Source organism: Curtobacterium sp. MCBD17_008 (genome assembly GCF_003234475.1).
In the GTDB taxonomy this organism is placed as follows: Bacteria; Actinomycetota; Actinomycetes; order Actinomycetales; family Microbacteriaceae; genus Curtobacterium.
In genome coordinates, this window is record NZ_QKTK01000018.1 from 44,556 (window position 1) to 63,824 (window position 19,269).

A 19,269-nucleotide genomic window follows, 5' to 3' on the forward strand; every position below is an offset into this window, starting at 1 on the left:
GGAAGGCGACCGCGATGCGTCTGCGCTCAGGGATCCGGAAGGTGCTGCCCGCAGCGCTCCTCCTCGCGGTGGTGAGCACGGCGGTCGTCGCCGTGCCCGGCGTGACGGCGGCTGCCGCCGGCACCGCCGCCCGGGTCGACGTCACGTGGGAGAACACGTCGAGCTGGCGCACCGGCTTCCGCTCCGCGGTCACGGTCGCGAACGGCGGCTCCACGAAGCTGCGCGGGTGGCGTGTCCTGCTGTCGTACGAGTCGAAGGCCGTGGTGATCCGCGACGCCCGCAAGGTCGCGAGCACGAGCCGGTCGTTCACCGTCGCCGGTCCCACCCGACGCGTCGACCTCGCCGCGGGTGGTCGGGCGACGTTCCGGGTCGACTCGCGCAAGGTGTCCGGTGCGAAACGCGTCCCCACGGCGTGCACCGTCGTCGGGGCGTCGGTGCCCTGCTCGGTGAACGGCGGTCCCGCGACACCCGGCACGGGAGGCCCGACCCCGGTGCCGACGGCGGCACCGGTCCCGACACCCTCGACGACTCCGACGCCGACCGCGGGACCGCACGTCGCGGACAAGAACGGCTCCGTCGTCGTCGGCTGGCGCACCGTCAACGCGTGGCCGTCCGGCTCCCAGTCCTCGGTGACCGTCACGAACCGGTCGTCCGTCCGCCTCGACCCCTGGCAGGTGCGGTTCGTGTACACCGCGCGCGTCGCCGAGATCTGGGACGCCACCGCGACGACCACGAGCGACGGCTTCACCGCGACCGCTCCGGCCTGGGCCAGGGGCCTCGACCCGAGCGCCGCGACGTCCTTCGGGTTGACCTCGGTCTCGACCCCCGGCGGGGGCCGGGTGCCGGCGGGCTGCAGCATCGTGGGACTCCCCGCGGGCCGGGACGTCGCCTGCACGGTCGAGAGCGAGTCCGACCCGACGGCAGGGCCCGGGTCCGCGCCGACCCCGACCCTGACACCGACACCGACACCGACACCGACACCGAGCCCGACCGCACCGGCACCGTCCCCGACGCAGGTCCCGGTCCCGACCCCGGCCGCGCCGGCTCCCGTGCCGCTCCCCGCGCCGCACGTCGGTGACACGCTGGTCGCACCGTACGTCGACATGGGCCTCTGGCCGACCGCCGATCTCCGGAGCTCCGCGGCCGCGACCGGCGTCCGCGCGTTCACGCTCGCCTTCATCGTCTCGGACAACGGCGGCAGCCCCTGCACGCCCGCATGGGCCGGCTTCGACGCCTACCGGATCGGCGGCCCGCAGGACTTCGCGGGGAACATCGCCGCGTTCCAGCAGACCGGCGGTCGGGTGGTCGTGTCGTTCGGCGGCGCGGTCAACGACGAGCTCGCGCTGCGGTGCACGGACCCGGCGGAGCTGCAGGCGGCCTACCAGCAGGTGGTCGACCGGTTCGGCGTCGACCGCATCGACCTGGACATCGAGGGCGCTGCGCTGTCCGACACGGCTGCGAACGAGCGTCGCGCCGTGGCGGTCGCCGGTGTCGTCCGGGCCCAGGCGGCGAAGGGCCGCAGTCTCGAGGTGTCGCTGACCCTCCCCGTGATGCCGACCGGACTCACCCGCGAGGGCCTCGCCGCGGTCGCCGGGCTGTCGGCTGCGGGGGTCCGGATCGCGGCGGTGAACGTCATGGCGATGGACTACGGCACCGGTCCGCAGCGCATGGCGACGGCGGCGCAGGACGCTGCGACGTCGACCGCCGCGCAGCTCGCCACGGTGCCCGCGTACGCGGGGTGGACGGCCCAGGAGCGGCTGTCGGCGATCGGCATCACCCCGATGATCGGCCGCAACGACACCGGGGAGGTGTTCACACGGACGGACGCCGAGGACCTCGCCCGCTGGTCCGTCGCGCACGGGATCGAGGTGCTCGCCTGGTGGGAGGTCACGCGCGACCAGCCGTGCACCCCGTCGATCCCCACGTACATGTGCTCGGGCGTGACCGAGGCACCGTGGACCTTCGCCCGTGCCTTCGTCCGCGGGGCGACGAGCTAGTCGGGGAGCCGGTCAGTCCGGCCGACGCAGCGTCGCGACGCCGTCGTGCAACGGCTGTGTCTCCCACGCAGCCGTGACGGCCCCGTCGGCCAGGTCGACGCGGACGTGCAGCAGGTGCGGTGTCTCGACGAACCGCACGTCCACCGACACGACGTCCCCGGAGCGTGCCCCGCTCGTGGCGGTCGCACCCGCGACCAGCCACTCGCCGTCGCCGACAGGAGCCGTCACCTCGCCGGACGGGTCGACCAGGGTGAGCACCCAGTGGCCGGACGGGTCCTGGGACAGGTGCACGGCCTCCAGTCCGGAGTCGCCGTCCACCGGTGCCGGCGAGGACGGCGGGGTGGCGGGCAGGGTGCCGAGCGGCTCGCCGACGAGCGGCGGCAGCGCGAGCCCGGCGAGTCGGGCGCGCAGGCGGTCGTCCGAGTCCACTGCACCCGCGCGGTCGACCGCGGGCAGAAGGTGCTCCCACACCGCGTCCAGGACGGCCTGCATGTCGGTGCTCTGACCGGTCATCGCGACGACCACGTCCGACTCGGGGAGCACGACGCAGAACTGGCCGTAGGCACCGTCACCGCGGAAGCCGTGCCGGGCCATCCAGAACTGGAAGCCGTACCCCTGCGACCAGTCCGGGTTCGCCTCGTCCGGGTTCACCACCTGCACGCTCGTGGCCTGCTCGATCCAGTCCTCGTCGAGGATGCGTTCGCCGTCCCACACGCCGCGCTGCAGGTACAGCTGACCGAGTGCGGCGATCGCGTCCGTCGTCGTGTAGCCGCCGCTGTAACCGAGTTCCGCGCCGGTGTCGTCGCGGCGCCACGAGAAGTCGTCGATGCCGAGGGGGGCGAAGAGCCGCGGCCGCAGGTACTCGAGCAAGGACGTCCCACTGGCCCGCCGGACGATCTCGGCGAGCGTGTACGTGCACGGCTGGTTGTAGGCGAAGACGCTGCCGGGTTCCTCGTCGGGCGGCAGGAGCAGGAACCCACGGACGGTGTTCGTCGGGTCGATCGCCTCGGCGCGGTCGATCGTCTCGCTCCGGTGGCCGCTCGCCATCGCGAGCAGGTGCCGCACGCGCATCCGCCGGGTCCGTTCGTCGGTGACCTCGGCGTCGAGCTCCGGGAAGTGACCGACCACGGGCGCGTCGAGGTCGACCAGTCCGGCGCGGACGGCGATCCCGACGGCGGCCGCGGTGAAGCTCTTGCTGAGCGAGTACAGCAGGTGCACCCGGTCCGGCGCGAAGGGGGCCCACCACCCTCCGGCGGCGAGCTCGCCGTGCCGCAGGACCATCAGGCTGTGCGGCTCCACTCCGGGCGCGGCCTCGAGCGCGGAGACGAGCTGGTCGATGCCCGCGGCGTCGATGCCGAGGGCGGACGGGGAACTGCGTCGGAACGTCGTCGTCACCCGTCCGACCCTAGCCCGACCGGCCGTTCCGAGGTCCGGCACGCCCGACACGCGGACGGGAGGCCCGGATCACCCCGCCGGTCGGGTACAGTTGTCGACGTTGGCCACCCCGGTGGGCAGCGTGCGGATGTGGCGCAGTGGTAGCGCATCACCTTGCCAAGGTGAGGGTCGCGAGTTCGAATCTCGTCATCCGCTCGGAACAGCAGGACACGTGAACCCCTTGGCGGTCGGCCGGGGGGTTCAGTCGTTCGCGACGGCTCGCGCGCCGGGGAGGGCGACCCAGTGCTGCGCCCCTGCGTCGACCACCGTCACGAGCACCGTGTCGCAGCCGCGGCAGCGGGCGACGCTGCCCATCGCGGTCCGGTACACCCGGGTCACCGCCAGACGGCCGGTCGTGTCGCAGCCCGAGCAGCGGAGCCGGGCCGAGGTGGCATCGACCCCGAGCACCTCGCCGAGGTCCCCGGCCAGGGCGTTGCCGTCGACGATCGTCATCAGGAGCCTCCGAACCGTTCCGCACGCACCCCGGTGGTGTCGTGTCCGAGTTCCCCGAGCCAGCGCAGGACCTGTTCGACGAACGGCGTCGATCCGCAGACGTAGACCTGTGCGTCGGCGTCCGGCGGCAGGACGGCGGCCGCGAGCCGGTCGCGCGTGAGTCGTCCGACCGGGGCCGTCGACCCCTCGGGAGCGCGTCGGCTGTACACGACGTCGAGGTCGAAGGGCGCGCGGTCCGCGGTGCGCAGGGCTGCGTCGAGCTCCGCGCGGAAGAAGACGTCCTCCGGGGTGCGGACGGCGTAGAGCAGCCGGAAGGGCGTCGGGTCCTCGGCGTCGGCGTGCGCGGCGACCATCGGCAGGAGCGGCACGACGCCGGACCCGCCGGCGATGAGCTGCACCGGGCGGGACGCCGGGTCAGCGCCCGGACGCCAGACGAACCAGCCGCCGAGGGGACCGTGCACCTCGAGTGCGTCACCGACCTCGACGGCGTCGACGAGGAACGGGGACACCTCGCCGTCCTCGACCCGGTCCACGGCGAGCGTCACGCGCGTGCCGTCCCCGGAGGACGCGATGGAGTAGGACCGCGTGGCCTGGTAGCCGTCCTCGGCCGTCAGCCGCAGGTCGAGGTGCTGCCCGGGGTCGTTGCCGGGCCAAGACGACACGTCGAGCACCAGCCGTCGGGCGTTCGGGGTCTCGGGGGAGACCGCGGCGACGGTCGCCGGGTGCCACGCCGGGCGGCGGAGCGGACGGCCCGGCGCGACGGGACCGGTGCGTGCCTCCAGGCCGGGGGCGCCGTCGGTGCTGGACAGGGTCACCAGTACCGCTCTTCCTTCCACGGGTCGCCGTGCATGTTGTAGCCGGCGTTCTCCCAGAAGCCGGGCTCGTCCTCGGCGTGCATCGTGATGCCCCGCACCCACTTCGCGCTCTTCCAGAAGTACAGGTGCGGCACGAGCAGCCGGGCCGGACCGCCGTGCTCCGGGCTGAGGGGCTCGCCGTCGGCCTCGAACGCGATCCACGCCTGACCCTCGAGGAGTTCGTCGAGGGGGACGTTCGTCGTGTAGCCGCCGAAGCTGTGCACCATGCAGAAGTCGAGCGAGGTCTCGATGTCCGCGAAGAGCTTGTCGAGGGGGACCCCGCGCCAGGCCATGCCGAGCTTCGTCCAGTGCGTGACGCAGTGGATGTCGACCGTGACGTCCTCGAGCCCGAGCGCCCGGACCTCGTCCCATGTCCAGGTGTGCAGGCCGGACTCGGTGCGGATCGAGAAGCTCCACTCGGAGGGCTCGATCTCGGGTGTGGCACCCGCCGAGAGCACCGGCCAGTCCTGCACCAGCGTCTGCCCGGGCGGGATGCGGCTGTCGTCGGCGTCCCGGCGGCGTCCGCCGAACCCGCGTGTGAAGGTGGCCATCGCGTCCTCGTTCCCATGGTCGTCGCCGGCGTCGTCCGTGCCGCTGCGTCGATCCTGCCGCACGGCCGACCGCTTGTCAGCAGCCGCGCGGCGCTGGGCGTGGCGTGCCAGATCGGTCAGGTGCCCGGGTGCTGATCCGCGTGCTGCTGGTGCGCTTCGTGCGCGAAGACCACGTCCGGCGCGTCGACGGAGCGGTCCGTCACCGTGGTCGGGGCCTCGAGGTGCACGGCCCCGGACGGCACGATGCCGGCGCCGCCGAAGCGCTCCATCACCCGCCACTGGACGACCACGTCCTCGCCCGCGTGTCCGATCGGCAGGGTCTCCCAGAACCCGAAGCCGCCGACCGCCTCGAGCGCGGCCCGGTCGTACATCGCACAGGCGCCGACCCACGCGACGCGGTACGGCAACCAGCCGCCCGGCTCGACGTCGAGCTCGGCCGCGACGTGGACCAGGTTCGCGGCGTTGTGCAGGGACCAGCGGTCGAACCCGGGCGTGCCGCGGCGCACCACCTCGGGGACGACCGGGCCGTCCCACAGAGCGAACGGTGCCGTCTCGTGCGGACGGCGGTCCTCGAGGTACGACAGCCCCTGGACCGCGCTCCCGACGAAGCCGGTGCCGAGCGAGCGCAGGGCGTCGAGCATCCGGTGCACGGACCCGGGTTCCAGCCAGACGTCGTCGTCGAGGAACAGGACGGCGTCCGCGGTGGCGTGCGCGAGCAGGAAGTGCCGGTGCTCGGCGAGTCCGCGCCGCTCCGGGTGGCTGAGCAGCGTGACGGGCCGGCCCTGGGCCTCCAGGACGCGGACCATGGCGGCGATCGCCGGCTGCGCGGCGGCGTCACCCGTCGCGGACTGGTCGCTGAGCACGAGACGGAAGGCGACGTCGGTCTGAGCCGCCAGGCCGGCGAGGGTCGCGGCGAGCTCCGCCGTGCGCCCGACGGTCGGGACGAGGACGTCGACGTCGACCGGGGTGCTCTCCACCGCCGGGTCCGCGGTCGGGCGACCCCACTCGCCGGACCACCGTGCCCCGCGCGTCATGCGTCCCCGGACACGGCGGTCGCTTCTCCCGTCGGCGCGCCGGTGCCGGCGCCGGTGCCGGTTCCGGCGGCGGTCTCGCGGATGCGACGGACGACGGCGCTCGTCGAGTGCTCGGCGACGTAGTCGACCATGACGACCTCGCCGCCGTGGGCCCGCACGACCTCGGTCTCGCTGAGCATCTCGGGGGAGTAGTCGCCGCCCTTGACGTAGACGTCCGGCCGGATGCGCTCGATGAGCGGGATCGGGGTGTCGGTCGCGAACACCGTCACCAGGTCGACGCAGGCCAGCGCGGCGAGGACGCCGGCGCGGTCCTCGGCGGTGTTGATCGGCCGCTCCGGACCCTTCAGCCGACGGACCGAGTCGTCGTCGTTCAGGGCGACGACGAGCAGGTCGCCGAGCTCGCTCGCCTGGCGGAGGTACGTGGTGTGCCCGCGGTGGACGACGTCGAAGCAGCCGTTCGTGAACACGATGCGGCGCCCGGCGCGACGGGCCTCCTCGACGGCGGCGGCGAGCTCGTCGTGGTCGACGACGGTCTCGGCCGGCGCGGACACCGAGGCCACGAGCGCATCGGCCGTGCAGACCGAGGTCCCGGCTTCGCGCACCACGACGTCGGCGGCCGCCTGGGCGAAGGAGACGGCCTCACGGACCGGGGTCCCGACGGCGAGGGCGACCGAGGCCGCGGCGCAGAACGTGTCGCCGGCGCCGGACGCCTGCTGCTCGGACGCCGGCGTGGCACGCGTGCGGTGCACGTCCGACAGCGTGCTGTCCGCGCCGGCGGCCTCGAGCAGCACCGTCCCGTTGCGGTCGAGCGTGACGACCGCGTTGCGCGCGCCGGTGACGGCGAGGACCTCGTCGCGCGCGGCGACCACGGTCGTGGCCCGGTCGGCGCCCTGCCCGAGGTCGCGGCCGAGCAGCGCGGCGGCCTCGCTGGCGTTCGGCGTGACGAGGTCCGGACGGAGGGTCCGCCAGCGGCTCAGGTCGTGGGCGTCCACGACGACGTTCGTGGGGCGGTCCTGTCCGAGGACCGGCACGATCGCGGTGGCGTCGACGCCGAGGTCGTAGTCGCAGACGACGACCGTGTCCGCACGGGCGTCGGTCGCCGGCCCGGGGGCGTCCCCGGACGCGGTGCCGCGCACGGCTGCCGCCGTCGCCTCGGCGAGGAGGGCCGTGTCCGCCGCACTCGGCGGTCCGGCCAGGTCGTCGACACGGACGACGACACGGTCACCCCCGACGATGCGGTCCTTGCAGGTGGTCGTCACACCCGGAACCGCGACGAGCCAGCGCGTGTCCACCCCGGCGGCCTCGAGCCGGTCACGCAGGACCCGCCCGGTCTCGTCGTCGCCGATCAGGGCGACCATGCGGACGCGCGCACCCAGGGCGCGGGCGTTGACCGCGGTGTTCGCCGCGCCTCCCGGGACGGCGATGGTCTCGGTGACCCGGACGACGGGCGCGGGGGCCTCGCGCGAGACCCGTTCGGCGGCACCGACCGTCCAGCGGTCGAGGATGACGTCCCCGACCACCACGACGACGGGCTCCTGTGCCGCGACCGCGTCGACGACGCGACGGACCGAACGGACGTCGGCGCTCATCGGACGTCCTCGGCGGTGGCGGTGTCGGTGTCGTGGCTGCCCGCGGTCGCCGGGTCGACGGCGTCGGCGGTGGGGGCGCTCGTCCGACGCGGGGCGGCCTCGAGGTGCACGACCGTGGTGGTCGTCATCTCGTCGAGCAGGTGCGGGCCGTAGCCGAAGCCGGAGCCCGAGGCGCCGCGGGGCTCGGCGCTGCCGCCCGGTGCGCCGCCGAACACGGCGTTGATCTTCACGGTGCCGACGGGCAGCTCCGCGGCGGCACGGAGCGCGGTCGCGGTGTCGCCGGTCAGGACGGTCGCGGCCAGGCCGTACCGGTCCTCCGCGGCCAGGCGGAGCCCCTCGGCCATGTCGTCCACGACGCGGAGCGGGGCGATCGGACCGAAGGTCTCCTCGGTGAGCACGAGCATGTCGTCGGTGCAGTCGGTGAGGACGGTCGCGGGGTAGAACGTGCCGGCGCCCTCCGGCACCGAGCCGCCCGTCAGCACCCGGGCGCCGGCATCGACGGCCTGGTCGACGTGCTCCTGGACGGTCGTGCGCAGGCGCTCGTCGACGAGGGGACCGAAGTCGGCGGCGGCCGAGGCGGTCTTCCGCTCCGCGGCGCGCACCAGGGCGGCGGTGAAGTCATCGGCGATGTCGCGGTGCACGTAGACGCGCTCCACGCTCGTGCAGATCTGTCCGGTGTTCGCGAAGGCACCGAGGGCGACCTGGTCCGCCGCCCACACCGGGTCGACGTCCGCGTCCACGACCGCGGCGTCGTTGCCGCCGTTCTCGCGGATCACGTGCGCGCGGGTGCGGAGCGCGGCCTCGGCCAGGCGGTCGCCCGTCGCCGTCGAGCCGACGTGCGCGTACACCGCGATGCCGTCCTCGGCGAGGAGCTGCTCACCGGTCGTCGCGTCGCCGTCGACGCCCACGAGCACGCCCTCGGGGAGCTCTGCGGCGAGCAGGCGGTTCAGGAGCGCGATCGTGCCCGGGCTCCGCTCGCTGCCCTTGTGCACGACCGTGTTGCCGGCGACGATCGCCGCACCGAGGATCCCGCATGCGACGGCGACGGGGTCGTTCCACGGCGTCAGCGCGAGCACGACGCCGCGCGGGTGCGGGACGGCGAAGTCGGCGGCGCCGTGGTTCCCGCGGAGCGCCTCGCCCCGGTGCAGCGGGCCGAGCTCGGCGTACTGGATGAGCGTGTCGATGCCGGCCTCGACGCCGCCGAGGGCGTCGCCCGGGACCTTGCCGGTCTCGCGGGTGTTCATCGCGGCGAGCTCGTCGGCGTGCTCGCGGAGCCGCTCGGCCGCGGCGCGGAGGACCGCTCCGCGCTCACCGGGAGCGGTCCGGGCCCATCCCGTCGCCGCCGCCCGCGCACGCGCGACCGCGTCGCGCACCTCGTCCGCCGTGCTCCGGCGGGTCTCCGAGGCCACCTCGCCGGTCACGGGGTCGAGCACCGTGATCGTGTCCGCGGACGGGTCGTCCGTCGACGGGGCGGTGGTGGTGGTGGCGTCGAGCGTCATGTGCGTCCTCTCGTGGTGGTCCGGCCTCGTGGCACCGGCCTCTCCACGCTCCTCCTTCTCCGCTGGACACGCCCGGGGGATGCGTGGGTGTGTCCACGGGACGCAGCGCCGACCGCCGCCGCGGGGCTGCTGCACACCGGCCCGACCGCGGCCGGGTAGGAACGAAGGGATGCGGTCGGACGACCCGCCGCGTCGGACACGAGGAGGACGACGGGCGTGGTGCAGATCGGACGTGGCGGCGAACGGTTCGAGGGGGTCCGCGAGATCGCGGTGCTCCGCGGTGGGGGACTCGGCGACCTGATGTTCGCGATGCCCGCGATCGAGGCCCTCGCGGCCGCGTACCCGGAGGCCCGCCTGACGCTGCTCGGGACCCCGATGGCGGCGGCGCTCCTGCCGGGGCGCACGGACGCCGTGCACGCCGTCGAGGAACTGCCCGTCTCGCCCGGTGTGCGTGACGGCGGTGACGGGGCACCGGACCTCGAGGACTTCTTCGCCCGGCTCAGTGGCCGGTTCGACCTCGCCGTCCAACTGCACGGCGGCGGGCGCAACTCGAACCCGTTCCTGCTCCGCCTCGGCGCCGCGCACTCGGTCGGCACCGCCACCGAGGACGCCACCCCGACCGAGCGCTGGGTGCGCTACGTCTACTACCAGCACGAGGTGCTGCGCGCGCTCGAGGTCGTCGGGCTGGCCGGTGCCGAACCGGTCACCCTGGACCCGAGGATCGTCGTCGGTGCCGACGAGCGCGCCGCGGTCCGGGACCGACTCGGGGTACGGGGCCGCCTGGTCGCGATGCACCCCGGCGCGACCGACCCGCGCCGCCGGTGGAGCCCCGAGCGCTTCGCCGCGGTGGCGATCGCCCGGCTCGAGGCAGGCGACGACGTCGTGCTCGTGGGCGACGACTCCGACCGACCGGCCGCGACGAGCATCCGGGCGTCCGTGTCCGAGGCGGTCGGGCCGGAGGTCGCCGCACGGCTGCACGACCTGACCGCCGCGCTGCCCCTGCGGGAACTCCCGGCCGTGCTCGCCGCGGCCGACGTCATGGTCGGTGACGACTCGGGCCCCCGGCACCTCGCGGTCGCCGTCGGCACGCCGACCGTGGGCGTCTTCTGGTTCGGCAACGTCATCAACGCCGGTCCGCTCGACCGCGGCCGGCACCGCGTGCTCATGAGCTTCGTCACCCGTTGCCCGGTGTGCGACGTCGACGTCACCCAGGTGGGGTGGAGCGCCGAACGCTGCGAGCACGACCCGTCCTTCGTCGACGAGGTCACGCCGGACCGAGTGCTGGCCGACGTCGAGGACCTGCTGGCCACGACCTGAGCGGCCGCGCCCGCGCGGCGCCACCGAAGACGGACGGGAGGCCCGGTACCAGCTGGTACCGGGCCTCCCGTCCGTCACGCGCGTGCGACCGTCAGGGCCAGCTGGGCTCGGTCGCCGGCATGATCGACAGCTCGCGGATCTCGCAGCCAGCTGGCTGCGACAGCGCGAAGATGATCGAGTTCGCGACGTACTCCGGTTCGATGAGCTGCGCGTCCGGGCCCGGCTTGTACTGCTCGGTGCGGTCGGCGAAGAAGTTCGTGCGCATGCCCGCCGGGATCACGTTCGTGACACCGACGCGGCCCGCGGTCTCGGCGGCGAGGGCCTGCGAGAACCCGCGGACGCCGAACTTCGACGCGGAGTAGGCGGTGCCGTGGCCGACGCCGCGCAGGGCGAGCGACGACGAGATCGTCACGACGCGGCCGTGCGAGGCCTCGAGCGCGGGCAGGGCGGCACGGACGGTCGACGCGGTGCCGATGAGGTTGACGCCGACGATCTTCTCCCAGTTGCCGGAGGAGATCGCGTCGATCGGGGCCGGGGTGTCGATGCCCGCTGCGGTCACGACGGCGTCGAGGCCTCCGTGGCGCTCGACCGCTTCCGTGACGGCGCGTTCGACGGCGTCGGTGTCCGAGACGTCCACGGCGACGGCGTCGACGCCCTCGGGGACCGCGTCGATCCGGAGGTCGAGGACGATCGGGGTACCGCCGGCCTCGGTGACGGCGGCGACGACGGCCGCGCCGAGTCCGGAGGCGCCGCCGGTGACGAGGACGCGGCCGATGGGTGTGGTGGGGACGGGCATGGATGTCCTTCGGTTCTGGTGCTGTGGTCGTGAGGTGGAGAGCGGGGGCTCAGCCGACGCGTTCGATCGCGGCGGCCAGGCGGGTGGTGGAGCGGCCCGGGTGGAACGGGACGGTGACGACCCGGCCGCCCCACTCGGCGAGGGTGACCGACTCGGGGAGTTCGTCGGCCGTGTAGTCGCCGCCCTTCGCCCAGACGTCCGGCTTGAAGCGACGGAGCGCCTCGTCGGGGGTCGACTCGTCGAACACGACGACGGCGTCGACGCAGTCGAGCGCGAGGAGGAGCTCCACGCGGTCGTCCTGCCCCATGATCGGGCGGTCCGGACCCTTCAGTCCGCGGACCGACTCGTCGGAGTTCAGGCAGACGACCAGGCAGTCACCGAGGGCGCGGGCAGCGGACAGGGTGCGGGCGTGCCCGGCGTGCAGCAGGTCGAAGCAGCCGCCGGTCGCGACGACGACACCGCCGGCGGCCCGGACGTCGTGCACGACCCGGAGGGCGTCCCGGTCGGCGCCCGGCACCGCAATCGGTGCGGGTGGTGCGCCCTCGACGAGCGAGGCGACGCCGCCGGCCGCGAGGTACGCGGAGGCGTCGGCGACCCCGGCGGTGACCGCGTCGGCGATCTCCGCGCCCGACGCGAGCGCGACGGCGACGCCGGCGGCCAGGCGGTCACCGGCACCGCAGGGGTCGCCCGCGGTGACGGAGGGTGCCGGGACGAACCGGGAGTCGAGGCCGCGCTCGGTGCGGCGGCCGACGAGTGCACCGCGCTCACCCATGGTCACGGCGACGGCGTGCGCCGCCCACCGCGTGACGAGGTCGGCGGCGGCGTCGGTGGCGAACGCGACCCCGGTGCCGCCGAGCCCGGTGAAGCGCTGCGCCTCGCTCGCGTTCGGGGTGACCACGGTGACGCCGACCACGGGCGCCTCGCCCTTGGGGTGCGGGTCCCAGACCACCGGGGTGCGCTCGGCAACGGCAGTGAGCGCCGATCGCATGTCCTCGGCGGCGGTCAGCCCGCGACCGTAGTCGGCGACGACGACGGCGTCGGCGTCCTCGAGCGCGGCACGCATCTCAGCGGTGACGGCGGGGACGGGCGGGGTGTCGCACCCCTCGTCGATGCGGACGAGGGCGTGGTCCCCGACGCGCACCCGGGTCTTCACCGGGGTCGGTGCGCCGGAGGGGCCCTCGACGATCGTGACGCCCGGCAGGAGCGACCGCAGCCGCTCCGCGGGGGCGTCGTCGCCCAGCACGGTCACGAGACGGACGTCGTGGCCGTCCTTCGCGAGCATGGTGGCGACGAGTCCGGCACCACCGGCCCGGCGCTGTTCCGAGCGGACGTCGAGCACGGGCACCGGGGCGTCCGGACTGAGGCGTTCGCTCGTGCCGCTGACGTCCACGTCGAGCAGGGTGTCGCCGACGACGACGATGCGGAGCTGACGGTCGGTCATCGGGTGCCTCCTCGGCGGAGCGCGGGCTCCATGGCGCGGCAGAGGGCGTGCACGAGGACGAGCTGCGCCTCCTGCACGTTGGCGGACGGGCCGTCGATGGCGATGACGTCGTCGACCGCGCTCGCGAGCGGGTTCGGGACGGGGCCGGTCATGGCGACGGACCGGGCGCCGACGTCGCGAGCGGCGGCCGCGGCGGCGAGCAGGTTCGGGCTCTTGCCGCTCGTGCTGAGGAGGACGACGACGTCGCCGGCCCGGGCGTGCGCGCGCACCTGCCGGGCGAACACCTGCTCGAAGCCGTAGTCGTTCCCGATGGCGGTCACGGCGGAGGTCTCGGCGTGCAGCGCGATCGCGGAGTACGCCGGGCGGTCGCCGTCGAACCGGCCGGTGAGCTCCGAAGTCAGGTGCTGCGCCTCGGCCGCGGACCCGCCGTTGCCGGCCGCGAGGAGCCGACGTCCGGCGACCAGGCGGGCCGCGATGTCGTCCGCCCAGGCCGCGATGTGGTCGCCGTGGTCGACGAGCGACGCGATGACGGGCACCGACGCGGCGATGTGGTCGAGCACGACGCGCGTGCTCGTGCCCTCGGCGGGGCCGGCTGTGCCGGACTCGGTCGTGCCGATCCCGGTCTGCTCGATGGTCATCGGGCGTTCCTCTCGGTGATGGGTGCGGTGGCTCCGACGCGGCCGCCGGCGACCAGGCGCTCGTACACGCGCTGGGTGTCGGCGGCGACCTTCTGCCAGGTGTACTTGGCCTCGGCGCGGCGGCGACCGGCGTGCCCGTAGGCGGTCCGGCGCTCCGGGTCGTCCAGCAGCCCGCCGAGCGCGACCGCGAGGCCGTCCTCGTCGCGCGGCTCGACGTGCAGGCCGGTGGCGTCCTCGACGACGGTGTCGATGAGGCCGCCGACGCGGGAGGCGACGACGGGTACGCCGCACGCCATGGCCTCGAGCGGGACGATGCCGAACGGCTCGTACCAGGGCGCGCAGACGACGACGTCGGCGCTGCGGTACACGGCCCCCATCTCCTCCTGCGCGAGCTGCCCGCGGAAGGACACGTGGTCGCGGATCCCGAGGTCGCGGGCCAGGGAGTCGAGTCGCTGGTACTCGGGGTCGTCGGGCAGGTCGGCCCCGGCGACACCGGCACCGCCGACGACGACGAGCTCGACGTCGCGACCCTCGGCGACCAGGCGGGCGACGGCGGCGATGGTCGTGCCGACGCCCTTGCGCTGCACGAGCCGGGAGGCGGTCAGGACGCGGTGGGTCCGGCCGCGCTCCTCCACGGGGCCGTCCGGGCGGAACAGCTCGACGTCGACGCCGCAGGGCACGACGGAGATGGAGCGGAGGGGGACGCCGAGTGTCTTCAGCTCGAACGCCTCGTCCGAGCACGTCGCGACGACCTGGTCGGCACCGCGGCCGACGGCCGGTTCGAGCCACTCACGCTCGGGCGGGCTGGTGTCCGCCGAACCCTGGTGCCGACGCTTGACGACACCGAGGGCGTGGAAGGTCTGGACGACGGGGATGCGCGGCTCACCGGTGCGCAGCTGCACCTGGGTGACGGCCTCGAGGGCCGCGTGCCCGGACATCCAGAAGTGCCCGTGCACCACGTCGGGGCGCTCGGACAGCCACTCGGACGCCAGGACCTGGGCGAACGTGCCCATGTAGGGCAGCAGGTCGTCCTTCGGCACGTGCTCGGCCGGACCGGCGTCGACGTGCACGACGTCCACGCCGGGGCGGAGGGTGACACGGACGGGCAGGGCCGCGTCGTCGCGGCGCGTGTAGACCGTGACCGTGTGGCCGCGGTCGGCCAGGGCCGCGGAGAGGGCGGCGACGTGGACGTTCTGGCCGCCGGCGTCGACGCCGCCGAGCGTCGCGAGCGGGCTCGCGTGCTCGGAGACCATGGCGATCTGCATCTAGCTGCTCCTCCCACCGGCCGGCAGCGCTGCGGCTCCGGCGGTCTCCGTCTCCCGCTCCGGACGCGGCGTGCGCATCCGGGCGTGGTGCTCAGTGTGCACGTCGTCGAGCAGGGCGTCCCAGTCCGCGGTGAAGCGGGACAGCGCGTGTCGCGCGAGCACGGCCTCCCGGGCGACGAGACCGCGTCGGCGCGCCTCGTCGGGGTCCTCGAGGAGCGTCCGGGAGGCCCGGACGAGCTCGTCGACGTCCGTCGCGATCGCACCGGCCTCGGCGGGCACCGTGCGGGACGCGTCCGTGGTGGCGAGGACGAGCACGGGCATCGCCATGTGCATCGACTCGATGAGCGACAGCCCGAGCGAGGTCCAGCGGTTCGCGTGGACGTACGCGCGGCGCTGCGCGAGGGCCGCGTGCATCGGGTCGGGCTTCACGTCCCCGAGCCCGACGAGCAGGTCGCCGTGGCCGAGTCCGGCGAGCTTCTCGGTGCCCATGCCGAAGACGTCGACCGGGGCGACCGCACCGAAGCGGGGGAGCAGGTCGGTGCCGACGACCCGGTTGCGGCGGACCGGCTCGTTGATGACGGCGCCGAAGCGCTCGAGCTCGCCGGTGTACAGAGCACCGGGGTCGACGACGCCGTGTTCGACGACGGTGGTCCGGGTCGAGCCGCAGTCCCACATCAGGGCGTTCCAGTGCGTCACGTGCGCGATCGTCACGTCGTCCCGGTCCCGGAACGGGTGCAGGCTGTCGGGTACGTCGAGGCGTGGAGCGTTGTGCTCGACGAAGACGGTCGGGAAGTCCGTCCGCCCGAGGAGCCGCTGCGCGACCGCGAGTTCCTCCGGTCGCTGCAGGACCACCAGGTCCACGCCGGCGTCGGCGACGTCCTCGGGTGCGATCTCGACGGCGTTCGTCCCCCAGTCCCGGCCACCACGGCCGAGGCCCCAACCGTCACGCTCCGGGGTGGTCGGGATGAGGTACTCGTGCGGGCCGCGGACGAAGGCGTCCATCCAGCCGCCGTGCACGTGCCACACGAGGATCCGCATGCACTGCCTTTCGGTCGCTGTCGATCAGGAGGAGGAGGAGGAGAAGGAGGAGGAGGAGCAGCAGTGCCGCACGCTACCGATCGGCGTCTGGCGGCGTTCGCAGGGACCCCTGGTTCGTCCGGAGAGCGCACCCGACGAGCCGTTCGTGGGCCGCGAGGACGTCGTCGACGCCGACCCCGGCCAGGCACGGATGGCCGGGCACGGGGCAGTCGCGCGCCCGGCTGAGACGGCACGGCGCGCCCTGGTCACCGAGCAGTTCCACGTGCGCCGCGTACGGCGCCCACTTCACGGCGGGGACCACGGGGGAGAACAGACTCACGATCCGGGCCCCGACCGCGGCGGCGAGGTGGGCCGGCCCGGTGTTCCCGACGACGACGACCTCGGCGCCGGCGAGGACGGCGGCCAGCTCGGCGGGGCTGGTCCGACCGCCGAGGTCGATGCCGGTGCTGCCGGCGACCGCGGCGGTCAGCTCCCGCTCGCCCGGCGAGCCGGTCACGACCACCGGGACGCCGAGCCGGGCGTACTCCGCCACGAGCGCCCGGTGGGAGGACGGCGGCCAGGACCGTGCCTCCACACTGGCACCGGGGTGGACGACGACGTACCGCTCCAGCGCGGCGACCACCGGGGGCACCGTGACGTCCTCGCCGACGCGGACCCGGAGCAGTCCGTCGTCGCCCTCGGGCAGGGTGAAGCCCGCGGCCGCGGCGATGCGGAGCGCTCGTTCGGGCTCGGGGACGTCCTCCGGCAGGTCCTCCCCGGGTCGGAGCCGGACGTCGAGCAGCGAGCCCGGGTGGTCGACGGACGCACCGGAGACCCGCGGCACCCCGGCGAGCCGGAGCAGCATCGCGAGCGGCAGCGGGGACTGGTGGAAGGACGTCAGCACCACGGCCTCGTCCGGGCGTTCCGCGTCGACGAGGGCGCGGAACTCGGCCAGGACGCCGTCGTCGAGCGGTCGGGCGGTCTCCGTGACCCACGGCGCCGCCCACACCCGGAGCGTGTCCACCCCGGGCAGCAGCGCGCCGGCCGGGGCACCCTGCGGGCCGCACAGCAGCGTCACGTGGTCGGCGCCGGCCGCGACGGCACGGACCGCCGGCCCGGCGACCAGGACGTCGCCGAAGGAGTCGAGTCTGGCGACGAGCACCCGCCGACCGCCGGTGTCCCGGTCGCTCTCGGTGTCCACGGTGTCCGCGGCACGCACGGTGTCCGCGGCGCTCACGGCGTCACCGGTGCCGCCTGGGCGACGACGAGGGCGACCGCCTCCTCGATCGTCCGGGCGACGGTGGTCGCGCCGTCGACCTCGGCCGGCAGGGTGCGCGCGGTGGGCACGAGGACGCCTTGCCCGCCCGCTGCGGCCGCGGCACCGACGTCCGCGCCGATGTCCCCGATGACGACGAGGTCGGCCGGGTCGAGGCCGAGCCGTGCGGCCGCCGCGAGCACCATGCCGGGGCGGGGCTTGCGGCAGGAACAGTCGTCGGCGCGGTCGTGCGGGCAGACCTCCCACACGTCGAACGGCCCGACCAGCTCGTCCACCCGGGCGTTCGTCGCGTCGACCTGTTCGCGGGTCGCCATGCCCTTCGCGATGACCGACTGGTTCGTGACGACGCCCACCGCGAGTCCCGCTGCCCGGGCGGCGGCGACGGCGCGCGCGGCACCGGGGACCGGGACGACGAGGGCCGGGTCCGCGTTGTAGGGGACGTCGACCACCAGGGTGTCGTCTCGGTCGAAGAGCACGCCGCGCAGCGGTCGGTCGGAGAGTGCCACACCCCTCTCTACCGGGCGGACGCGGGGCTCGCCCAACCGGGCGGCGTGCGGTGGCGCGCCGCGGACAACTCCCCGGGCGTGGCGGACGGGGCGGTCGGCGCCCGGTAGCGTCGGGCCACGTGACCGCCGTTCCCACCCTGCCCCCGTCCGACGGCCGCCCGGAGCTCGTGGTGCTCCGTGCGATCAAGCTCGGCGACCTGCTCGTCGCCGTCCCCGCGCTGCACGCCCTCCGGCGGGCGTTCCCCGGGCACCGGATCACGCTCGCGACGACGGCCTGGCTCGCGCCGGTCGTCGAGCTCGTCCCCGACGTGGACGTGCACCTCGCCCAGCACGGCCTCGACCACCCGATCGCGGTCCCGGCGGGTGTCGTGGACGTCGCGGTGAACCTGCACGGTGCCGGCCCGGAGTCCGGGCAGCTCATCGACGCGCTGCAGGCCCGCCGCGTCATCGGACACGGAGCACCCGACGGGCCCGAGTGGCAGCACGACGTGCACGAGCGCGAGCGGTGGGCGGGTCTCATGATCGCGCACGGCATGCCCGCCGACCCCGACGACGTCTCGATCGCGGTCCCGGCCGTCCCCGCCGTCGTCCAGGGCGCGGCGGTCGTGCACGTCGGCGCCTTCCACGGCGCCCGGCACTGGCCGGTCGACCGCTTCGCCGCCGTGGTGCGGGGGCTCGTCGAGCGCGGCCACCAGGTCGTGCTGACGGGAGGCGCGGACGACGTCGAGCGCGCACTGGCCGTCGCGGAATCGGCAGGTCTGGACGACGCGGCGGTGCTCGCGGGCCGCCTCGACCTGCAGCCGTTCGCCGCGGTCGTGGCGGCAGCGAGCCTCCTCGTCACGGTGGACACGGGAGCGGCGCACCTGGCGTCGGCCTACGGCATCCCGTCCGTCGTGCTGTTCGGACCGGCTCCGCCCGAGGCCTGGGGTCCGCCCGCGTCCGGCCCGCACGTGGTCCTCACCGACGCCTCGGTCCGGCGCGGTGACGTCTTCGCGGAGGACCCGGACCCGGCGATCCTCGCGGTCTCCGCCGAGGACGTGCTCGCGGCCGTCGACGGGCTCGGGGTCGTGCCCGCCGTCCGCGCACCCAGCGCCGATCGGTAGCGTCGATCCGACGGCACGGAAGGTCCGGCCGTCGGAGGGAGTCGCCGTGTTCGAAGCAGCCAACATCCGGGACTGGATCGGTCTGCCGGTCGTCGACGACCAGGACGACAAGATCGGCAACCTCGAGAGCATCTACTACGACACCGCGACGTCGGAGCCGGCGTTCGGGTCGATCACGACCGGCGTCGTCGGGAAGAAGCTCGTCTTCGTCCCCCTCGTCGGCGCGACCGTGACCCCGAAGCACCTCGTCGTGACCTTCGACAAGAAGGCCGTCAAAGACGCTCCGTCGATCGCGACGGACGGCGAGCTCGACGCCGCGCTCGAGCCCGAGCTCTTCGCCCACTACGGTCTGCCGTACCAGCCCGGCGCGGGCGGCGAGCGTCGCCTCGGTCGTCGCTGACATCCCGGCGGCGGGAGTCGAGCCGGACGCCGTCCTCGATGGTGATGACGAGTCGGGGGTCGCGGGACAGGTCGATGGGCGACAGCGCGATCGGGACGA

The 19,269-nt window shown here is 74.6% G+C and carries 18 protein-coding genes and 1 tRNA gene; 5 read left to right on the forward strand and 14 right to left on the reverse strand.

The genetic code is table 11. The annotated features are described in order from the left end of the window. The first annotated feature begins 14 nt into the window (after positions 1 to 14). Positions 15 to 1,997: a cellulose binding domain-containing protein gene (locus tag DEI95_RS14550; RefSeq protein ID WP_111060678.1), complete on the forward strand. Its 1,983-nt coding sequence runs from the start codon at positions 15 to 17 to the stop codon at positions 1,995 to 1,997. Positions 1,998 to 2,009: 12 nt separating this feature from the next. Here the strand turns inward: DEI95_RS14550 and DEI95_RS14555 are convergent, their stop codons facing one another. Next, positions 2,010 to 3,392: a serine hydrolase gene (locus DEI95_RS14555; protein ID WP_111060679.1), complete on the reverse strand. Its 1,383-nt coding sequence runs from the start codon at positions 3,390 to 3,392 to the stop codon at positions 2,010 to 2,012. Positions 3,393 to 3,515: 123 nt separating this feature from the next. Between DEI95_RS14555 and DEI95_RS14560 the strand changes: the two genes are divergently transcribed. Next, a tRNA-Gly gene (locus DEI95_RS14560) sits at positions 3,516 to 3,587 on the forward strand. A gap of 45 nt (positions 3,588 to 3,632) precedes the next feature. On the opposite strand, the gene DEI95_RS14565 is transcribed toward DEI95_RS14560, so the two are convergent. From DEI95_RS14565 to DEI95_RS14590, 6 genes are all read right to left on the reverse strand, one after another. Next, positions 3,633 to 3,884, reverse strand: a complete 252-nt coding sequence (locus DEI95_RS14565) for a DUF6510 family protein (RefSeq protein ID WP_110824908.1) — start codon at positions 3,882 to 3,884, stop codon at positions 3,633 to 3,635. Then, positions 3,884 to 4,699 (reverse strand): ferredoxin reductase, encoded by an 816-nt coding sequence (locus DEI95_RS14570; RefSeq protein ID WP_309146546.1) that lies wholly within the window; start codon positions 4,697 to 4,699, stop codon positions 3,884 to 3,886. The genes DEI95_RS14565 and DEI95_RS14570 overlap by 1 nt, the downstream gene beginning before the upstream one ends. Next, the gene (locus tag DEI95_RS14575; protein WP_110825197.1) at positions 4,696 to 5,289 is read right to left on the reverse strand and encodes a molybdopterin-dependent oxidoreductase; all 594 of its coding nucleotides are present in this window, start codon (positions 5,287 to 5,289) and stop codon (positions 4,696 to 4,698) included. The genes DEI95_RS14570 and DEI95_RS14575 overlap by 4 nt, the downstream gene beginning before the upstream one ends. A gap of 116 nt (positions 5,290 to 5,405) precedes the next feature. Beyond that, on the reverse strand, positions 5,406 to 6,266 hold the full coding sequence (locus DEI95_RS14580) for a glycosyltransferase family 2 protein (protein WP_258367619.1): 861 nt from the start codon (positions 6,264 to 6,266) through the stop codon (positions 5,406 to 5,408). A 53-nt stretch (positions 6,267 to 6,319) separates the two neighbouring features. Further along, positions 6,320 to 7,912 carry a D-glycero-beta-D-manno-heptose 1-phosphate adenylyltransferase gene (rfaE2, locus tag DEI95_RS14585; RefSeq protein WP_111060681.1) on the reverse strand — a complete coding sequence of 531 codons (1,593 nt, stop codon included), beginning with the start codon at positions 7,910 to 7,912 and terminating at the stop codon, positions 6,320 to 6,322. Beyond that, the gene (locus DEI95_RS14590; RefSeq protein ID WP_111060682.1) at positions 7,909 to 9,411 is read right to left on the reverse strand and encodes an aldehyde dehydrogenase; all 1,503 of its coding nucleotides are present in this window, start codon (positions 9,409 to 9,411) and stop codon (positions 7,909 to 7,911) included. The genes rfaE2 and DEI95_RS14590 overlap by 4 nt, the downstream gene beginning before the upstream one ends. A 216-nt stretch (positions 9,412 to 9,627) precedes the next feature. Here DEI95_RS14590 and DEI95_RS14595 point away from each other — a divergent pair, with 216 nt between their 5' ends. Continuing rightward, complete coding sequence (locus DEI95_RS14595) at positions 9,628 to 10,728, forward strand: glycosyltransferase family 9 protein (RefSeq protein WP_110889792.1); 1,101 nt, start codon at positions 9,628 to 9,630, stop codon at positions 10,726 to 10,728. Between the two features lie 91 nt (positions 10,729 to 10,819). Here DEI95_RS14595 and DEI95_RS14600 read toward each other — a convergent pair whose 3' ends face one another. From DEI95_RS14600 to DEI95_RS14630, 7 genes are all read right to left on the reverse strand, one after another. Further along, positions 10,820 to 11,524, reverse strand: a complete 705-nt coding sequence (locus tag DEI95_RS14600) for an SDR family oxidoreductase (protein WP_111060683.1) — start codon at positions 11,522 to 11,524, stop codon at positions 10,820 to 10,822. Positions 11,525 to 11,573: 49 nt separating this feature from the next. Then, positions 11,574 to 12,965 carry a PfkB family carbohydrate kinase gene (locus DEI95_RS14605; RefSeq protein WP_111060684.1) on the reverse strand — a complete coding sequence of 464 codons (1,392 nt, stop codon included), beginning with the start codon at positions 12,963 to 12,965 and terminating at the stop codon, positions 11,574 to 11,576. Then, positions 12,962 to 13,603, reverse strand: a complete 642-nt coding sequence (locus DEI95_RS14610) for an SIS domain-containing protein (protein WP_110824915.1) — start codon at positions 13,601 to 13,603, stop codon at positions 12,962 to 12,964. The genes DEI95_RS14605 and DEI95_RS14610 overlap by 4 nt, the downstream gene beginning before the upstream one ends. Continuing rightward, positions 13,600 to 14,868, reverse strand: a complete 1,269-nt coding sequence (locus tag DEI95_RS14615; protein WP_110824916.1) for a glycosyltransferase — start codon at positions 14,866 to 14,868, stop codon at positions 13,600 to 13,602. The genes DEI95_RS14610 and DEI95_RS14615 overlap by 4 nt, the downstream gene beginning before the upstream one ends. Continuing rightward, positions 14,869 to 15,906 (reverse strand): glycosyltransferase, encoded by a 1,038-nt coding sequence (locus DEI95_RS14620; protein ID WP_111060685.1) that lies wholly within the window; start codon positions 15,904 to 15,906, stop codon positions 14,869 to 14,871. A gap of 73 nt (positions 15,907 to 15,979) precedes the next feature. Then, positions 15,980 to 17,086, reverse strand: coding sequence for a glycosyltransferase family 9 protein (locus DEI95_RS14625; protein WP_111060690.1), 1,107 nt, complete (start codon positions 17,084 to 17,086; stop codon positions 15,980 to 15,982). A gap of 32 nt (positions 17,087 to 17,118) precedes the next feature. Continuing rightward, a complete protein-coding gene (locus DEI95_RS14630; protein WP_110900254.1) occupies positions 17,119 to 17,667 on the reverse strand; it encodes an HAD-IIIA family hydrolase in 549 nt (182 codons plus the stop codon). Between the two features lie 119 nt (positions 17,668 to 17,786). On the opposite strand from DEI95_RS14630, the gene DEI95_RS14635 reads away from it, so the two are divergent. Continuing rightward, entirely contained in the window at positions 17,787 to 18,770 is a 984-nt protein-coding gene (locus DEI95_RS14635) for a glycosyltransferase family 9 protein (protein WP_111060686.1), read from the forward strand. Between the two features lie 46 nt (positions 18,771 to 18,816). Beyond that, entirely contained in the window at positions 18,817 to 19,170 is a 354-nt protein-coding gene (locus DEI95_RS14640; protein WP_110900252.1) for a PRC-barrel domain-containing protein, read from the forward strand. Positions 19,171 to 19,269: the final 99 nt, after the last annotated feature.

Coding starts and splice junctions, on each gene's coding strand:
- DEI95_RS14620 (WP_111060685.1), bottom strand. CDS start 15,906: ATGCGGATCCTCGTGTGGCACGTGCACGGCGGCTGGATGGACGCCTTC.
- DEI95_RS14590 (WP_111060682.1), bottom strand. CDS start 9,411: ATGACGCTCGACGCCACCACCACCACCGCCCCGTCGACGGACGACCCG.
- DEI95_RS14610 (WP_110824915.1), bottom strand. CDS start 13,603: ATGACCATCGAGCAGACCGGGATCGGCACGACCGAGTCCGGCACAGCC.
- DEI95_RS14550 (WP_111060678.1), top strand. CDS start 15: ATGCGTCTGCGCTCAGGGATCCGGAAGGTGCTGCCCGCAGCGCTCCTC.
- DEI95_RS14600 (WP_111060683.1), bottom strand. CDS start 11,524: ATGCCCGTCCCCACCACACCCATCGGCCGCGTCCTCGTCACCGGCGGC.
- DEI95_RS14605 (WP_111060684.1), bottom strand. CDS start 12,965: ATGACCGACCGTCAGCTCCGCATCGTCGTCGTCGGCGACACCCTGCTC.
- DEI95_RS14575 (WP_110825197.1), bottom strand. CDS start 5,289: ATGGCCACCTTCACACGCGGGTTCGGCGGACGCCGCCGGGACGCCGAC.
- DEI95_RS14615 (WP_110824916.1), bottom strand. CDS start 14,868: ATGCAGATCGCCATGGTCTCCGAGCACGCGAGCCCGCTCGCGACGCTC.
- rfaE2 (WP_111060681.1), bottom strand. CDS start 7,912: ATGAGCGCCGACGTCCGTTCGGTCCGTCGCGTCGTCGACGCGGTCGCG.
- DEI95_RS14565 (WP_110824908.1), bottom strand. CDS start 3,884: ATGACGATCGTCGACGGCAACGCCCTGGCCGGGGACCTCGGCGAGGTG.